At 45.7% G+C, this 18,328-nt stretch carries 16 protein-coding genes; 10 read left to right on the top strand and 6 right to left on the bottom strand.

Annotation, left to right across the window (positions count from 1 at the left end; translation table 11 throughout):
- The first annotated feature begins 517 nt into the window (after positions 1–517).
- The 6 genes from BMY62_RS14605 to BMY62_RS14580 all read left to right on the top strand — a co-directional run bounded on the left by BMY62_RS14605 (position 518) and on the right by BMY62_RS14580 (position 7,859).
- Positions 518–1,783, top strand: coding sequence for a glutamate-5-semialdehyde dehydrogenase (locus BMY62_RS14605; protein WP_090661623.1), 1,266 nt, complete (start codon positions 518–520; stop codon positions 1,781–1,783).
- A gap of 53 nt (positions 1,784–1,836) precedes the next feature.
- Entirely contained in the window at positions 1,837–3,645 is a 1,809-nt protein-coding gene (gene lpdA / locus BMY62_RS14600) for a dihydrolipoyl dehydrogenase (RefSeq protein ID WP_090661620.1), read from the top strand.
- A gap of 228 nt (positions 3,646–3,873) precedes the next feature.
- Entirely contained in the window at positions 3,874–4,278 is a 405-nt protein-coding gene (locus tag BMY62_RS14595; protein ID WP_090661617.1) for a hypothetical protein, read from the top strand.
- A gap of 335 nt (positions 4,279–4,613) precedes the next feature.
- The gene (locus BMY62_RS14590) at positions 4,614–5,315 is read left to right on the top strand and encodes an ATP-dependent zinc protease family protein (protein ID WP_177170414.1); all 702 of its coding nucleotides are present in this window, start codon (positions 4,614–4,616) and stop codon (positions 5,313–5,315) included.
- Positions 5,315–6,862: an inactive transglutaminase family protein gene (locus tag BMY62_RS14585; protein ID WP_090661611.1), complete on the top strand. Its 1,548-nt coding sequence runs from the start codon at positions 5,315–5,317 to the stop codon at positions 6,860–6,862. Before BMY62_RS14590 ends, BMY62_RS14585 begins: the two co-directional genes overlap by 1 nt.
- Positions 6,843–7,859 (top strand): alpha-L-glutamate ligase-like protein, encoded by a 1,017-nt coding sequence (locus tag BMY62_RS14580; protein ID WP_090661608.1) that lies wholly within the window; start codon positions 6,843–6,845, stop codon positions 7,857–7,859. Before BMY62_RS14585 ends, BMY62_RS14580 begins: the two co-directional genes overlap by 20 nt.
- Here the strand turns inward: BMY62_RS14580 and BMY62_RS14575 are convergent.
- From BMY62_RS14575 to BMY62_RS14555, 5 genes are all read right to left on the bottom strand, one after another.
- A complete protein-coding gene (locus BMY62_RS14575) occupies positions 7,846–8,664 on the bottom strand; it encodes a phosphorylase family protein (protein ID WP_090661606.1) in 819 nt (272 codons plus the stop codon). The two genes, BMY62_RS14580 and BMY62_RS14575, sit on opposite strands and share 14 nt — an antisense overlap.
- Entirely contained in the window at positions 8,661–10,640 is a 1,980-nt protein-coding gene (gene shc, locus BMY62_RS14570; RefSeq protein ID WP_090661603.1) for a squalene--hopene cyclase, read from the bottom strand. The genes BMY62_RS14575 and shc overlap by 4 nt, the downstream gene beginning before the upstream one ends.
- A 39-nt stretch (positions 10,641–10,679) precedes the next feature.
- Positions 10,680–11,504, bottom strand: coding sequence for an MlaA family lipoprotein (locus BMY62_RS14565; RefSeq protein WP_090661628.1), 825 nt, complete (start codon positions 11,502–11,504; stop codon positions 10,680–10,682).
- A gap of 170 nt (positions 11,505–11,674) precedes the next feature.
- Positions 11,675–12,691 (bottom strand): NAD-dependent epimerase/dehydratase family protein, encoded by a 1,017-nt coding sequence (locus tag BMY62_RS14560; RefSeq protein WP_090661600.1) that lies wholly within the window; start codon positions 12,689–12,691, stop codon positions 11,675–11,677.
- Positions 12,692–12,796: 105 nt separating this feature from the next.
- The gene (locus BMY62_RS14555) at positions 12,797–13,450 is read right to left on the bottom strand and encodes a MotA/TolQ/ExbB proton channel family protein (RefSeq protein ID WP_090661598.1); all 654 of its coding nucleotides are present in this window, start codon (positions 13,448–13,450) and stop codon (positions 12,797–12,799) included.
- Positions 13,451–13,860: 410 nt separating this feature from the next.
- On the opposite strand from BMY62_RS14555, the gene xseA reads away from it, so the two are divergent.
- The 3 genes from xseA to BMY62_RS14540 are packed head-to-tail and all read left to right on the top strand — an operon-like array spanning position 13,861 to position 16,841.
- Positions 13,861–15,249 (top strand): exodeoxyribonuclease VII large subunit, encoded by a 1,389-nt coding sequence (gene xseA / locus BMY62_RS14550; RefSeq protein ID WP_090661595.1) that lies wholly within the window; start codon positions 13,861–13,863, stop codon positions 15,247–15,249.
- A 31-nt stretch (positions 15,250–15,280) separates the two neighbouring features.
- Positions 15,281–15,667 (top strand): DUF423 domain-containing protein, encoded by a 387-nt coding sequence (locus BMY62_RS14545; RefSeq protein ID WP_090661592.1) that lies wholly within the window; start codon positions 15,281–15,283, stop codon positions 15,665–15,667.
- Positions 15,660–16,841 carry a THUMP domain-containing class I SAM-dependent RNA methyltransferase gene (locus BMY62_RS14540; RefSeq protein WP_256207651.1) on the top strand — a complete coding sequence of 394 codons (1,182 nt, stop codon included), beginning with the start codon at positions 15,660–15,662 and terminating at the stop codon, positions 16,839–16,841. Before BMY62_RS14545 ends, BMY62_RS14540 begins: the two co-directional genes overlap by 8 nt.
- A gap of 128 nt (positions 16,842–16,969) precedes the next feature.
- Here BMY62_RS14540 and BMY62_RS16605 read toward each other — a convergent pair whose 3' ends face one another.
- Complete coding sequence (locus tag BMY62_RS16605; RefSeq protein WP_256207650.1) at positions 16,970–17,092, bottom strand: hypothetical protein; 123 nt, start codon at positions 17,090–17,092, stop codon at positions 16,970–16,972.
- A 589-nt stretch (positions 17,093–17,681) separates the two neighbouring features.
- Here BMY62_RS16605 and BMY62_RS14535 point away from each other — a divergent pair.
- A complete protein-coding gene (locus BMY62_RS14535; RefSeq protein WP_090661589.1) occupies positions 17,682–18,245 on the top strand; it encodes a hypothetical protein in 564 nt (187 codons plus the stop codon).
- Positions 18,246–18,328 lie beyond the last annotated feature (83 nt).

Below are 18,328 nucleotides of genomic sequence, written 5' to 3'. Positions count from 1 at the left end.
TTATCAAACCAGATCAAGTTTAAAAATGCCAATTCTGCGATGACCTTAGCTGGTCAGGATTATGTGCGCCTGATTAGCGGTTTCTTTCACGTTAAAAAACATCAAATCAAGCGTCATATCATTAAATATGCATTTGATATTGATCTGATATTAGTGTGAACAAATCCAGAATAGACGCATTCAACCCGAAGCTGTAAGAAATGTTCTTTCTATCAGGAAACAATGCTTTCAATCATCATTGTTGATTCGTTTATCCTGTTGTGATTACCAACTTGAAAACTGAAGGTACCACCAAGATTACGCTATCATCGCGACAAATAAGACACACTCAAGCAGATTTTGTGAATTAGACTGCTTGATAACATCGCATCATGTTTCCACCCATATCATTGAAAGGCAGTATTAAATGCCAAACCCGACTACTTCTTCAATCCGTAACAAGCATGTTTAATCCGTGTTGTACTATAATGACATCCAAACACTCATAACCATATTAAACCAGTAACAATGCCAGCCCATGAGCACCACCGAAATCAAACAATACATGCAATCCGTTGGCCAACAGGCTCGTTCAGCCTCACGCCTAGTTGCGAAAACTGAAACTATTGCCAAGAATCAGGCGTTAATCGCGATGGCAGATGCAATCAAACGAGACGAGCAGAAATTGCTGTCGGCAAATACCATGGATGTGGAAAACGCTAAAGCGAAGGGGCTTGATACTGCCATGATCGACCGTTTAACCCTGTCTCAAAAAGGGATTGCAACCATGGCCGAAGGACTTCTGCAAATTGCTTCGCTGGCAGATCCGATTGGTGAAATTACAAATTTGAATTTTCGCCCATCCGGTATTCAAGTTGGCAGAATGCGTGTACCTCTTGGCGTGATTGGAATTATTTACGAAGCGCGCCCGAATGTGACCGCGGATGCTGCCGCACTTTGCCTAAAGGCCGGTAATGCAGCTATTCTACGCGGCGGTTCGGAAGCAATTCACAGTAATCAGGCAATTGCCGCATGCGTCAGAGAAGGACTCGTAACAGCCGGTTTACCTGAATCCACCGTACAGGTCATTGAAACGACAGACCGGGCAGCAGTTGGTGAACTAATTACAATGAAAGACTATGTAGACGTAATTGTCCCGCGCGGCGGAAAAGGTTTGATCGAACGTATTTCAAATGAAGCGCGTGTGCCGGTAATCAAGCATCTGGACGGCATTTGCCATGTGTATATTGATGATCAGGCAGATTTCGACAAGGCAATCAGAATTTCCGACAACGCCAAAACCCAACGCTATGGCACCTGTAATACCATGGAGACGCTGCTCATAAATGTGAATATAGCACCCAAAATACTTGCAGCACTGGGTGAAATCTATCAGAAAAAAAATGTTGAAATGCGTGGCGATGAAGCGGCACGTGCTATATTTGCAAACATGAAACCCGCGATAGAAGAAGATTGGTCGACCGAATATCTTGCACCGGTTCTTAGCATTCGTATCGTGAACGACCTGGACCAGGCAATTGACCATATTAACCATTACGGCTCACAACACACCGATGCAATTATTACTGAAAATTATTCGCGCGCTCGTCGCTTTTTGCGAGAAGTCGATTCCAGTTCGGTTATGGTCAATACCACGACACGCTTTGCGGATGGATTTGAGTACGGACTCGGTGCCGAAATCGGTATCTCCACAGATAAAATTCATGCACGCGGCCCGGTTGGATTGGAAGGATTAACCAGTCAGAAATATATTGTGCTGGGTGATGGGCAAATCAGGCAATAAATACTGCAATAACATTCGCGTGTCTTTTCATTCTATTCTATTAAATCAATCCCATGAGCCAGGAAATTGAAATAAAAGTCCCTGATATCGGCGACTTCAGTGATGTATCCGTCATTGAAGTGCTTGTTTCTGCAGGTGACAGAGTGGAAAAGGAAACGTCGCTTATTACTCTGGAAACCGACAAAGCAACTATGGAAGTACCATCACCCCAGGCCGGTATAATTAAAGCTATCACAGTCAAGGTCGGCGACAAGGTGTCTGAAGGATCACCCATTGCAACACTGGACGTCACCGAGCAAACAGCAACACCCGAACGCACAAAGCCAGCAGAAAGCAAAACAGAAAATACAGTAGAGAAAACCGACAAGCCGCAACAAAAGCATCCGTTGTCTCCACTCACCCAAAAAGCATCAGAACAGACTCAGTCACAAAACGACACTCCACGAGGCGACCTGCATGCAGAAGTGGTTGTACTTGGCGCCGGGCCAGGTGGATATACCGCTGCTTTCCGGGCGGCTGATTTGGGAAAAAAAGTCATTTTGATCGAACGCTATCCTACATTGGGCGGCGTCTGCCTGAATGTCGGTTGCATTCCATCAAAAGCCTTATTACATGTCGCAAGAATAATCACTGAAGCTGAAGAAGTCGAAAACCTGGGTATCACATTCAGCAAACCCAAAATTTCGCTTGAAAAACTAGACGCATGGAAAAAAACTGTTATACACAAATTGACCAAAGGGCTCGATACGCTGGCAAAACAGCGCGAGGTGAAAATTCTGCATGGCACCGGCCAATTCGTGTCGCCACATATGCTTCAAGTAATTACTGAATCAGGTTCAAAATCCGTTTCGTTCGATAACTGCATTATCGCCGCCGGATCAAGTGTGAACCGCATCCCTGGCCTGCCCTATGATGATCCACGCATTATCGATTCCACCGGAGCGCTCAAGCTTGAAAAAATACCGAAACATTTATTGGTCATTGGCGGCGGGATTATTGGCCTGGAAATGGCCACGGTTTACGCTGCACTTGGTAGCAAAATCAGTATTGTGGAATTTATGGATCAGCTCATTCCTGGTGCAGATGCAGATCTGATCAAACCATTGTACAAACGGCTCAAGAAACGGTACGAAGCAATATATTTGAATACACGTGTCACCAATATAAACGCCAAGAAATCCGGCCTGACCGTCAGCTTCGAGGGCGAGAACGCTGCCGACCCGCAGACATATGACAGCATCCTGATGGCGACAGGTCGCCACCCTAACGGTTTCAAAATTGGCGCAGAGAGTATCGGCATACAGATAGATGACAAGGGTTTTATTCGTGTCGATAATCAGTTACGGACCAATTTCTCGCATATTTTTGCGATCGGCGATATCGCGGGCAATCCCATGCTTGCCCATAAGGCGACATATGAGGGCAAGCTTGCTGCTGAAGTAATCGCGGGACATAAAGTCGCATTCGATGCACGTGCAATTCCTTCTGTGGCCTATACGGATCCGGAAATTGCCTGGATGGGGCTGACAGAACGCGAGGCCCGACAGCAGGGCATAGACTATGAAAAAGTCAGTTTTCCATGGGCAGCCAGTGGGCGTGCTATTTCCATGGCACGCGATGAGGGTCTGACGCAATTGATAATGGACAAAAAAACACGGAAGATTCTCGGTGCCGGTATTGCTGGAGTCAATGCTGGAGAATTGATCGCTGAAACCATGCTGGCGCTGGAAATGGGTGCCGACATGGAAGACATCGGTCTGACGATTCATCCGCATCCCACACTGTCCGAAACTGTGTTTTTTGCGGCTGAAATAGCTGAAGGTACGATCACCGATTTATTCGTACCCAAAAAAACCAGGTAATTTTAAACCAATCAATCAATTGATAAAGTTGACGAGACTAATTGAAGATACACTGGTTTTGTGCTACAACACCTGATATATTCGAAGTGCAAGCGTAGGCAGATTAAATACGTACGCGTGCATCAGTCGCATTTAGGACCACATCCATTTTCACATGCTAATTACAAGAAATACAGTAGGTTGAGAGTTAAGAGATTGCTACTGTCTACATATCGAGGGGAACTGTATATGGCGCTTTATAGAAACCACGTCATCGCCCGCCTGTTGATTTTATTATTCTGCAGCATCAGTCTGAATTTAGGGGCTACCCATATTTCTAAACCTGTTCTAGTTGAACCTAAAACTCAGTATCAGGTTGGAGAAAAAGTCGTTGTTAACGGTTGGGTTGACTACAATGCGCAACCTACGGCGGATGTTTTGTTGAATTTTCGTGTTACGACTGAGACAGGGACTCTAATTGCTGAAAAATCCTACACCAGCGATAAGCAGGGACATTTTCAATTCGAGCTAGAAACCAGAAATCTGCAGCCAGGTGGATATACAATCACGATTACTTCCCATTGTCTGGAAATTCACCGCGATATCTGCTCTTATAATGAAGAAAAACTGACTTTCGATCTGAACAATCCTTAACACTGCCGGTCAATAATTTACCAGTTTTTTACAAAAGACTGTTGGAGACTTAATCGATCACCGGTAAAATCAAGTTGCAATTCTATGCCCATTTTTCTGCAGTGGCGTCCTGAACAAAAACCAGATCATTTATTCAAATTTAGGTCATAAATTTTATGCTGTTTCACACCCGAAAAAAGCCATTCCTACCAAACACAATTTCCATCAGTTTTTCGGTCATCTGTTTAGCTGTTTTTTCAGGTTGTCAAACAACAGATCCTCACTCAACGGATACACATGCAACAGAGCCGTTACTTTTCTCCAGACAAAATAACCTCGAGGAACGGCTGGCTGAATTGAACAGACGCGAAGATGCCCTGATCGCGCGCGAAGCGGCCATAAGTGCGAGAGAAAGCGAACTGGTTACCTTGTTTTCAGAATTATTGAAAGAAAAAAAACTACTGGAAAGTCAACAAATACAGTTAGAAAATCAAATTAGCACTGTTGCCCGCAAAAACAATCCACCCGCTCCTCCCCCCACTTCTACACCCAGGACCGCAGCAAAAAAACCGCACAACACATCCAAAAACACTTCTACTTCACAGAATAAAGCTGTCAAAGACGACATCACGATCCTTGGCGGCCTTGAGTATGTTTATCTTGATCCCCCAGGAATCAATTTGAGCGCACGAATTGATACAGGCGCGCAAACTTCATCCCTAAATGCGCTTGATATGGTTGAATTTGAGCGCGATGGCAAACCTTACATAAAATTCAACATTATAGATCCCGAGACAAAGGAAAAATTAGAACTAACTCGCAGGATTCGCGGATACACCAAAATCAAAAAACATAAAACGGAATCTCAGCGCCGACCTATCGTTCAGTTGCGTGTAAAACTGGGAAATCTTGATGAACAAATCAGTTTCACATTGATAGACCGAAGTAAATTTGATCAACAGGTACTAATCGGCAGAAACTTCTTACGTGATCTTGCGGTTGTGGATGTCAGCAAGGAATTCACAAAACCCAAAACAACTCCGAATACCAAACAATAATGCAAGCTCAGGCAAGATTGTATTCCGCTGTTTTACTGATTTTTTTCATCGGTATCGGGTTAATTTTATATAAACATCTGGCGCTCGGGTTTCCACTAATGCCTGATGATAAAAAATTTGTCTGGACAATAGAAGCAAAAATTGATTTTCAGGCGCAGGGAGACCCTGTTATTATTTCTCTCGCGCTGCCTCCCAAAGAACCGAATCTGACCTTTATGGAAGAGGATTTTGCATCATCTGACTACGGTTTCAGTGAGTTGACATCAAATAACGAGCGACGTGGTCAATGGAGTAAGCGAACTGCAAAGGGAGCACAAACAGCATATTACAGGCTGAGCGTGTACGAAAACGATAAACTCGTTGAAGATCAACCGATTGATGAACCAGAGCCGCCTAAAAAACCCGAATTGGACGAAGTCTTCTTGACTGCTTCAATGACGTTGCTTGAGCAGGTGCGCGCCCGCTCCGCAAACGCGGAAATTTTTACGCGCGAATTGATACAGACGTTGAATTCGAAATCACCCAATCAAAACCAGCGACTGTTGCGCAATGATAAAGCCGGAGAAGATTATAAAACAAACCTGATACTTGATTTGCTCGCGCTCGAGGGTATCAGTGCTCGTGTCGTTCGAGGTCTGTTTCTTGAAGATGGCCGAAGACGGCAATCACTGACTAATTTTGTTGAAATCCACGATGGTAACCAATGGATTCTGTTTAATCAGGATACCGGAAAAAGTGGCAAGCCAAAAAATTTTCTGATCTGGCAACACGGTGGCCAGTCGTTGCTAGATGTTGTCGGCGGCAAGAATTCCCAGGTTTCATTTTCTATTATCAAAAATACGCACTCCACGAGAAACCTCGTCGTCAACAGCAGCCAGAACAAACAGGCAGCTATCATAGATTTTTCCATTTACAGTTTGCCTATTGAGCAACAAAATGCTTTCAAAATGATCCTTTTGCTACCAATCGGAGCACTGGTCGTTGTTATCATGAGGATACTCGTTGGTATTCGCACCTCTGGCACGTTTATGCCCATTCTGATTGCACTGGCGCTGATTCAAACCACGCTGGTCACCGGTATTGTTATTTTTCTTATCGTTGTTGGTACAGGACTGATGATTCGATCATACCTGTCCCGCTTGAATCTATTGCTTGTTGCGCGAATCTCGGCAGTTATAATTGTTGTCATTACCATAATTGCGAGTATCAGTATTATCAGTAATAAACTGGGATTAAGCCAGGCACTTACGGTCACCTTTTTTCCGATGGTCATACTGGCCTGGACAATTGAACGTATGTCCGTACTATGGGAGGAAGATGGCCCCAGGGAAGTATTGATTCAGGGTGCAGGCAGTTTACTGACCGCAATTATTGCCTATTTATTCATGACAAATCGTACTGTTGAGTACCTGACTTTCAATTTTCCTGAACTGATGCTGGTCAATCTGGCGCTGATTCTGATTCTGGGCCAATACACCGGCTACCGCTTAACCGAGCTATATCGATTTCATACTATGGGCAAACGTCATGCTGTTGACAAGCATTAAACGCCTGAAAAGCATGGGTATTATTGGCATGAACCAGCGTAATTTCGGGCTGGTTTCCCGCTATAATCCGCGCCGTCTCTATCCTTTGGTCGACGACAAACTAAAGACCAAACAACTCGCCCAGCAAGCCGGCATTACTGTTCCCAAGCTACTTGGCACACTGCATTATCAGCATGATGTCAAACAACTTAAAAACATATTAAACCCCTACCAGGAGTTTGTTATCAAGCCTGTTAAAGGTAGTGGCGGCAAAGGTATCCTGGTCATTACGGAGCAGGCTCATAATCTGTACTACAAACCCAGCGGTGACGCAGTCAGGCTTACACATATCGAACGTCATGTCTCGAATATCTTAAGTGGATTGCACAGTCTCGGCGGAAAACCTGACTCGGTCATGATCGAATCATTGATACACATAGACCCGGTTTTTGCCAATTACAGCTATGAAGGCGTCCCGGATTTGCGTGTTATTGTCCTGAAGGGCTATCCAATTATGGCGATGCTGCGACTGGCCACGCATGCTTCGGACGGCAGAGCCAATTTACATCAAGGAGCTGTAGGCGTAGGTATTGATATTGACACGGGAGAAGCGCTTCACGCCGTACAGTATGGAGATCCCGTCTATCACCATCCAGATACCCGCAAACCTTTTCATGATTTAACAGTACCACACTGGAACAAGCTGCTGACACTGGCCGCCGCTTGTTATGAAATAACCGGACTTGGCTACCTGGGTGTTGATATTGTTCTTGACAGAGACCATGGGCCCATGATCATCGAATTGAACGCAAGACCTGGATTATCGATACAGGTCGCCAATTTCGCCGGACTCGCGCCGCGTGTAGCAGCTGTAGAAGCGCTGATACAGGTCGATCCGGACCCCCGGGTTCGGGTCGAATTCAGCAAAAAAAACTTTGCGGCGGTACGCAACCTGTTTCGCTCCCGAAGAAAAATCAGTCAATCCGTGCAACGATCGCTAAGTCTTACCGTGAGCTAGCTATTACAGTGTCGTTATTATTAGCGGACTCCGCGGCCATATACTTTTCGCCCTGTTCGAGCACAAGCTCATTAGCATGACTACGGTCCGTCAGTTCACTCCTGAAACCCAGACCGGTTGTTTCGACAACTTTGCTGAGCGTCGAGCGTGCCGCATACATACCCATACCCAAATGAAACAGCGTCTTAAAAGATACTGATCGTTTGACTAAAATTGATACAAGCTTAACCACATTAACCGTTCCGTCCGCATAAACAGCGTCCAGCAGTACCGGTGGTGGCGAAAACTCAAGCGGATCGACGATTGCACGAATCGCGATAAAGGGCAGGTCCATATGCGCCGCAAATTCAGCAATGATTGCAGACTCCATATCGGCAGCGCAAGCACCAGTCTCTTCAGCATGTTTTAATTTTTCTTGTCGTGATGACAACGGGCTTTGGGTATCCGCCAGCGTTCCACCGACAACAGTCAGGTAAGAAGGCAGCATCTCTGCAATACGTTCACGCCACTCAAGGGTTACCGGCAGTTTTCTTCCCTTGCAATACGTGGCCTCGGGTAATACCAGATCACCAGGTATCAGTTTGTCATCCAATGCAGCCGCCACCCCAAAGCTGATCAACACATCCACACCGTATTCATGCAGGATCTGAGATGCCTTTAACGCACCGGCACCGCCCATACCACCGAGGCACAACCGTGTTCTTGGCGCTATCCTGGCAATTTTAAAAAGGGGAAAACGCAACTTCATTAAACAACTTGCCTCGGATTTTAGTGCGGACACAATGCCCACGATACTTTCACTCATGTTTTGTTTCCTTTGGTCAAGGTGCGATAACGCCCCAGTGCCCAGATCGGAAAATATTTGGAATAACCATGATACTTCAGATAAAAAACCCGCGGAAAGCCGGGCGCTGTAAACCAAGGTTCTTCCCATAATCCGTCAGGCATTTGATTACGCAACAAATAATCCACACCAGTTCGTACCGACTTGCTGTTGACTTCGCCTGCAGCCATTAATCCGAGGATCGCCCAGGCTGTCTGAAATGACGTGCTGGTCTCAAACTGACCGGCCTGTTGCGTATCAAAATAAGAATAATTCGTTTCGCCCCAGCCACCGTCCTCTCGCTGGGTCGATTTTAACCATTGAACCGCGCGCCGGATTGACATGTGATTTGGGTCCATCCCAGCCAGTTTCAGCGCCTCAAGCACTGACCATGTGCCATAAATATAATTTGTGCCCCAGCGCCCAAACCAGGATCCATTGGCTTCCTGCTCGCTTAACAGGAATTCTATCCCGCGCTGGACAACTTCCTGATATCGTTCAGCGTTATAAAGGCTGAGTGAACCGACACAGCGGGCTGTGACATCACTGGTTGGCGGATCAATCAGTGCCCCGTGGTCAGCAAATGGTATTTCATTAAGGTAGTGATAAGTATTATCCACATCAAATGCAGCAAAACCACCGTTACTTGATTGCATTCCCGCCAACCAGTCAGCGGCTCGGGTAATTGATTGTTCATATGCACCTTTAACATCTTCTGGTGCCTGAATTTGCGTTTGCACCAAGGCCCAGACAACGGCTGCGGTATCATCCAGGTCCGGATAATGCGGATTGGCGTACTGAAATGCCCACCCGCCACCCTGCAGTGTCGGACATTTGTCACGCCAATCACCCGGCTCATCCAATATTTGTTTAGTTAACAGCCAGTCCATCGCTGCACGTACAGGCCGCTGATCTGTGTCTTCATCTTCCTGTAACGCCAATCCACTCAATACCGTATCCCAGACCGGTGACGTACAGGGCTGGCACCATGCCTGTTCATCCTCGAAAACCAGTAAGCCTTCCAGCGCCTTACGGCATAATTCACGATCGGGATGATCTTTTGGATATCCCAATAGCGCCAGTGCCTCATAGGCATTGACCATTGCCGGAAAAATGGCGCCTATTCCGCATTCACCATTTAAACGCTCCAACGTCCACTGCTCCGCACGGCGTATTGAATATCGTCGCATAAATTCAGGCAATCGCGGCTCAAACTTTGACAAAATGCGCTCAACCCACATAAAAAAGCGTTTCAAGCGTGTATCCGCCCGAGGAAAATAGTTTTTCTCCTGCTCGGGCGGCACTGTAAACAATTCACGAATATTTACCTGACGCGGATTGGCAGCTTTGGCTTTCAGGGTGCACAAAATGGATAAGGGAACCATGACAGTGCGTGACCAATACGAAATCTTGCTCAAATGAAACGGAAACCATTTCGGTAACAGAATCAACTCTGATGGAACCACAGGCACACCCCGCCAGGGAATCTGCTGATACATTGCCAACAACAAGCGTGTGAACACATTGGAACTGGCAGCGCCGCCATATCGAAGAATCGCCTCTCGCGCTCGAACCATGTGCGGCTCGTCGGGTGAGTCTCCAACCAGTTTTAATGCATAATAGGATTTCACCGAGCAGCTGATATCAAAATCACCACCATAGTATAATGGCCAACCATCATGTGATTTATCCTGCTTTGAACGGATAAAACGGGCAATTTTCTGCTCAAGTACAGCATCCACTTCATCCATAAAATGCATCATCAGAATATATTCCGCAGGTATCGTACAGTCTGCTTCAAGCGGAAAACACCAATGACCGTCCTGACTCTGCATGGCCAGCAAAGCTGAACGCGCCTTATTCAATTGACTTTTCAGCAACACGGTTTCTTCTTCGTCGTCTTTGGCCAAATCCATTTGTGTCTGATCCACTGTTATGCGCTCTTGCATCCCGTTCATATATAGTCCAAGTAAATAGTCAAATCATCTCTGAGGGTATCAGATACCCTGCTCACTCAGGTCCTTACCTTGGTTTTTCTGTTGAACAGCTTCCTCGGAATGATCGTTTTCAGAAGATTCACTACCAGAAACCGGTCTTTTAGGCTTGACATCGAAAGGATTATCCTGGAAGGGCTCATCGTCATACAAATTCAGCGGCGGATCACCGTCGTATACCAAAAATTCACGCTGTTGCAGCGATGCTTCCCGGACAAATAAATAGGGATCCAGTGCTGCCTGATCTCGAATACGCATTGGACCCGCCAGGCGCGCCCGCTTGTCGATGGCCCCAAGAACTGTCAATGGAGCAAAAACACCCGCACCGGCTACAGCGCCAACATAAAAAAGCACATTGGTAAACATAGATACAGGCACACTCGCCACATCCCGTTCGCTGCTCGGACCCAAAATAGGGATAAACAAATATGAGCCCGACTCAAACCCCCATACACCCAATGTCTGCCCAAAATCCTCATCATGCTTTTCCAGCCCCATATGCGTCGCCATATCAAACAGACCGAATAAGCCAACTGTTGAATTGATGACAAAACGCAAACCATCCGCAAACCCCTGCTTGATCTTACCTTGTAAAAAAGCGTTTAGAACAACATTCGGATACGATACGTTATCGTAAAAATTCCCGACTGATCGCTGCGCGGCATTCGGCACATATTGCACATATGCATCGACTACCGGTTCAAACAACACACGATCGACCTTATCGGTAAAGTCATAGGAAACACGGTTGATATCTTCATGCGGATCGACCGGATCAATATCTACATCATCTTTCTTGGACCATGAAGCACAACCCTGCAGTAACATGACTAAAAATAGCCAAATTAATGCTTTCTGCAGTCTGCTTGTTTTCTTTTCTTTCATCAACGTAAGGACAGTAACACCCCCCATCGCCCCAAAACTTCCAATTCCAGTGCAAAACAGTCTATTTTATACGAGACACCAGCATCGTGCCATGGAATTAACGCTCAACACGGCTATACCCTTTGCTGCATGGGCAAGCGCCGGGTAATCAACCCTTCGTCACAAAGCCACTCTATTTCATCAGCAAGCGCCTGATATACCGAATGTTGCGGCAACCCCAGTTCCTGAATTGCCTTTTCACTATCAAAATACAACGGGTAACGCGCCAGTCTTACTCCGGTCAACGGTGCTCTTGGCTGGTTGCGGGTTACATAATCTGCAAGAAATTCAGATACTGCACCTGCTGCCAGTGCCGCCCAGTATGGAATTCGAATTTTGGGCATTGCGAGGCCGGTAATTTCCTCTATCATTCGCAGCAACTCGCTCAACATCAAATTTTTATTGCCAAGTATGTATCGATCACCGGACCGACCATGCTCGGCTGCCAGTATATGACCGGCCGCAACGTCCCGCACGTCAATCAGATTAAAACCACATTCAAGATATGCTGGCGGTCGCGCATTGATAAAATCAAGAATCATACGCGTTGGCGGAGTAACTCTTCGATCACCCGGACCAACCGGCAGTGCCGGTGCAACTATAACAACAGGCATGCCGTTTTCTACCGCTTCAACAGCAGCCTGTTCAGCGAGAAATTTTGAACGGCTGTAAGGTCCAGGCAATTTATGAATGGGGCGTCTGGTTATTACTTTAGCTCCGGTATCCCATCGCGATTTTCCCACAAAAATCGACTCCGTGGACGTATGCACAAAAACTTCGAGATCGCACCTTTCGGCTTCTTTTAGCATCATACAGGTGCCTTCGTAATTGACACGTCTGAAGTCATTTTTGTCATGAGCCCACAAATTCGGATTTGCGGCCAGATGGTAAACTCTCTGCACACCTTTTAACGCGTTTTTGACGATACCGGCATCGCACACTGAACCACGTACCGCTTCGACGTATGATGGCAGCGGCACGCCCGGCAATTCCAGAACTCTTACGTCATCGCCGCGCTCATGAAGCTGTTGAACCAAATGCAAGCCAATAAAACCGCCGCCACCAGTTACCAACGAGCGTCGTATACTCACTTACACTCCTGTTTTCGCAGCATAGAAATTATTATTTTACTAATCAAATCAAACAACCTGCTAATATCAAGGCAGTATTTATCATAAATACAGCAAGATTCCATACTATCGATGCGATTGCACGACATTCTGGTCTTGTCTGAGACCTGCTGCTATCTTGCGCTCACCCTGAACAGTCTCGACCAGTTTCAGCGCCTGCAATTCCATTTCTATCGCCAGCGCATCGACTTTTGCACGAAAATGGCGATAAAAAATCATACTCGGAATAGCAACGAGTATACCAAAGGCAGCATTATACAGTGCGACAGAAATGCCGTAAGCCAGCTGCGCCGGATTGCTCCCCGTCGGAGAATTGGAACCAAAAATTTCAATCATGCCGACCAGCGTTCCAAATAAACCCATTAATGGACTGAGTGCGGCTATTGTTCCCAGTGTCGTCAGATAACGATCCAGATCGTGCGTCACGACCCGTCCGGCCTCTTCGATGGATTCCTTCATGATTTCACGCGGACTGTGCTCGTTTTGCAATCCAGCGGCAATAACCCTTCCCAGCGGGGAATGCTGCTGAAGCTTGGTTATCATGTCCAGAGTGACACCGCTTCTTTTATATTCATTTAACACTCTTGGCAGCAAGTCTTTCGGCGCCACAACATTGTGACGTAATGACCATATTCGCTCGCCAATAATACCTACAGCTATAATGGAAGCTAAAATAATAGGCCAGATCGGCCAGCCCGCTGCTTCAATTAACGATAACACCCGGCATTCTCCTCACGTTTGTTAGACTGGATTGAATTTATCAACTATAAAAAAACAGGTACCCTGATTCCAGAATCAATTACATAATGCATCCTGCTGATTTGTGTTCGGAAACTGGCAATACTTGCCAATCATATCTGTGAATAACTTTGTGGATATCCCTTGAATATTAAGTATTAAGTCATCAGAATAAAACAGTATTTTTACAAATACAAATTTTACACAATTTGAATTGTCATTTATAAACAATAGATTATAATAAATGCATGATTGATTGATCACGAAGCCGGTTATAGTACCAATTTCACTGGCAAATGTGGATCATTTTTAAATCTGATAACATTTTAGTTTCATACAGTTGAAACACAGCGCACGTTTGACACGATCATTTGGGTGGATCACACACTTCTATGAATTTACCATCTGCACTCGAAATCACACAGACAATTATAACGGTAAGTGAACTGAACAGTAACGTTAAAACCGTTCTCGAGAATAACTTTCCTTTATTATGGGTCAATGGCGAGATTTCAAATCTTAAACGATATCCATCCGGACACTGGTATTTTTCTCTCAAAGACGCCGACGCCCAGGTCCGCTGTGTTATGTTCCGACATAAAAACCAGTATCTTGACTGGCAACCCAGGGATGGCATTCAAGTTGAAGTGCTTGCACTGGTAACACTATATGAATCGCGCGGCGATTTTCAGCTGAATGTCGAAACTGTACGACGTGCAGGTCTGGGCACATTATATGAAGCTTTCGAACGCCTGAAGAAACAACTTGATAGAGATGGCCTGTTCAACACGGACCGCAAAAAAAAACTACCCGCCTTCCCGCGTCAGATCGGAATTATTACCTCTCCTGCAACAGCGGCATTACATGATGTGATTACCACGCTGAAACGCCGCATGCCGTCGCTGCCAATAGTCATTTATCCAACGCCGGTACAAGGCAGAGATGCCGCGAGAAACATTGCTTCTGCAATTGCCACAGCCTCAGCACGACATGAATGCGATGTCTTGATTTTATGCAGAGGCGGCGGCAGCATTGAGGATTTGTGGGCATTTAATGAAGAAACCGTCGCAAGGGCCATTGCCGCCTGTTCAGTCCCTGTAATCAGCGGTATTGGCCATGAAACTGATTTCACCATTGCCGATTTCGTCGCCGACAGACGCGCCCCCACACCGACTGCAGCTGCAGAAATATCCAGCCCGGAAATAACGGAGCTGAAACAGCAGTTATCCAGACAATATCAGAAACTGCACCACGCTATAACACGCAAACTAGAAAACAGTATGCAGAAAATCGATCTGCTCACACACCGGCACACTCACCCGGGCGAACGCATACAAAACCGGTTATCACACCTTCAGCATATACAGGAACGCCTTATTGCCAGCATCACATACCATATCGATAAACGATTTTGGGTAATCAGATCATATTACCAGCGAATCCAATCCAGTCGACCCAACCTTGCACAGATGGCAGAACAGCAACAAAGAATAGCGAATCAGATTACTCAGACATGCTTACGACAAATTGAAATGCTGGCGACTAAACTACAACACCGTCAGTCGCAGCTGATGCAGCTGAACCCGCAATCCATCTTGAACAGGGGATACAGTATTACTTATTCTTCCGAAGGCAAAATCGTAAGCAAAGCGAATCAGGTCAGTGCAGGTGATAAAATTCAGGTAAAATTAGCTCAAGGGCAGGTCGATGCAAATGTGACCAAAACCTGTAATAACAGCCATAAAACAAAAAAGACCAGTCGCCGGTCCGATAAATACTGAACATCAACACATCCCAAAAAGGAAGATTTCAATGCCTAAACCGTTTCTCTTACTGGGCGCTATCAATACTTTTCTCTGCATTGCGCTGGGCGCATTTGGCGCACATGGTTTAAAAAGTGTACTCACCGATGATATGCAAACTATTTTCCATACCGGCCTGCAGTATCACTTATACCATTCGTTTGGTTTGCTGATTATTGGCCTCCTGTTAATCCACTATGCCAAATCTCGTTTGATTGAACTATCCGGCTGGCTGATGCTGCTGGGCATCATTCTATTCAGCTTTAATTTATATATGCTCAGTCTGACCGAAATACGTGCTTTTGGCATCATCACGCCATTCGGTGGTTTTTCCTACATAGTTTCCTGGGTTGTACTTGCCATTGCACTTTGGAAAGTCAACCCGTCCGTTGATTAACAAGTCCTTGAATGCGCAGCCACTGCAGTTTTTCGCCCCCTGTCCGCGGGGAGTTGAGCCCGTGCTGGCAGACGAGCTATCGAAACTGGGCGCCGAAAAGGTATTGCCAGCGAATGGCGGCGTGCACTTTCAGGGAAACTGGAAAACCTGTTATCAGGCCAACCTCGGCAGCCGCATTGCAAGTCGTATATTATGGCAGATCGCCAGCACAACTTATCGCAACGAACAGGACGTTTACGATACCACACTGGCATTACCCTGGCATGAGTGGTTTTCGTCCGAATTAACCGTACGTGTCAATCTGGCAGCAATTAAATGCCCATTACGCAGCCTTGATTTTGTTACGCTGAGAATCAAGGATGCCGTCTGCGACAAATTCCGCAAAATAACCAGCAAGCGCCCCAGTATCGATACCGTACATCCCGACATCCGCATACACGGTTTTTTATACGCAAACGAATTTACACTCTATCTGGACACGTCCGGGGATGCGCTATTTAAGCGAGGCTACCGGAAAGCTGCTGGTAATGCGCCTATACGCGAAAATCTGGCAGCAGGCATTTTATCTTTAACCGGCTGGCAACCAGGCAAGCCGCTGCTTGATCCCATGTGTGGCAGCGGGACATTTCTGCTTGAAGCCGCCCAAATTGCGTTTAATATCGCACCGGGATCACAACGACATTTCGCATTTGAAAAATTCAAGCAATTCGATCAGCCTCTATGGACTAAACTCAAAAAAGAAGCACTGGGCAAACAGCATCCGATAACACAGCAGCCCATTTACGGCAGCGATCTATACGGTTATGCACTGTCGGATGCGCGAACCAATCTGGAAGCCGCTGGATTACTTGATGCCGTGTACCTGAAACAGGCCAATGTGCTGGAGATCACCGCGCCGACACCGCAGGGTATTCTGATAACCAATCCGCCTTATGGCGTCCGCATTGGGGAAACACAGTCGTTAGCTGAATTTTACCCAAAACTGGGTGATATATTGAAAAGCAAGTTCAGCGGCTGGACTGCCTATATATTATCCGCCGACACCATGTTACCAAAAACAATACGACTTAAGGCAACACGCCGCACGCCTTTATTCAACGGCGCACTCGAATGCCGCTTGCTCGAATATAAAATGATCGCGGGAAGTTTGAAGAAAAATAATGAATCCGACTAATTAAGTTTAGCCATCAGTGTCGGATTTTTTTACACATCCTGGAGTGCAGAATTATTCAGTTCAGTGCTACACGCCAGGATCAGGCCATAAAGAGTTGAAGATACAATAACCGTTTACATATTGACTCACTAGCCTAGCGTAGCGCCAATCCGCCAATCCGCCAATCCGCCAATCCGACAGACCTTATAATAGACACCATCGAAACGTCCACCCTGATGCCACAACAATTGCCCTGCGTTCATTAAAAACATTCATTTGTTCCCAGGTAGCCGCCCAGGCAAACAGCAAAACAGCTACCATAGCCAGCTTAACATTGTCGAAAAATTTAACAATTGAAGCTTGTCTGCAGATTTTTCATTTGCACAAATTATATTTATCAATTTAAATCAAATGGTTGTTATTTGATGGCATAAATATTGCTTGATATTTTTGTAGATACCAGTCCGGAATATCAATATATTTCATAAATCTAATATGAGTGTCATACAAAAATCAGTCGCAAGGTTTTTATATTCATATTGCTATTATTCGCTATCGCCACCCGCACTGAGTCGATAATGTCATCGTACTCATTGGCTTCCATTTTCAATGGGTCCTGATTACACAACCTCTACATCCAGAAGTCGGGCGAATCATTGAACAGATCAATACCAAATTCCCAGAACTTCTTCTAGTATCAGATACACCTGAAAACCCGTGTTTACACAAAATAGCTCACTGAATATTTGTAACAATCTGAAAAAAAATTTTCAGATTTCCCCGATTTTGCATGGGGCCAAGCTAAGAATACAAACTCTTTTCACCTGATATGTAAATATTCGAGTCAAAAAGGATCATACTGTGACAGACACCGAGACCGATTTAAATGATTATGTTGAATCGCTCTACAAGACTGATAACTTCGAGCAGGCATTCACCGTGTTTGAGCGTTATGCATATAAATCTGGACTGGACGGCGTGTTTTATATTTACATCCCCCGTTTTCCCCTGGATAACGGCTCCCCGTGCAAACCGGCGTTCAATGTTTCACATAATCTGAATCCCGCATGCATCAGTCACTTGTTTGACAATGGTTTTGATCAGCCAGAACGGCCTGAATCATCACATTTCAATGCACCATTTTACGGCGGCATCGAATTGATTGAATGGCAAAAAAAAAGCTGCACAAACTGTCAGCAAATAGAGAGTCACGCTACCAGTGAATCCACAGCTGCCAATAGCATTGGCATTGCAAACGGCATTGCTATAAAACTCATGTCGGGAGAAAAAGGCATTGCGATTGCCGGTTTCGTTCGATGCCATTCGCAATTTGGCAATAAAAATCAAAAACAAGTTAATTTACCTCCGGCAGAGCCGGAGGCTTATCGCTTGAGCCCCTCAAAGGGGCTGTTTGTTAGCCGCTAAAGCGGCGTGTCTATATCCAGCGTCATTTGCTCAATACGCTCATCTTCTTTTTCCTGCTCCCGTATATATGCTCTTACCATTTC

The organism is Nitrosomonas marina, from assembly GCF_900111605.1.
In the GTDB taxonomy this organism is placed as follows: Bacteria; Pseudomonadota; Gammaproteobacteria; order Burkholderiales; family Nitrosomonadaceae; genus Nitrosomonas; species Nitrosomonas marina_A.
This window is presented reverse-complemented; position numbering and strand designations above follow the sequence as displayed.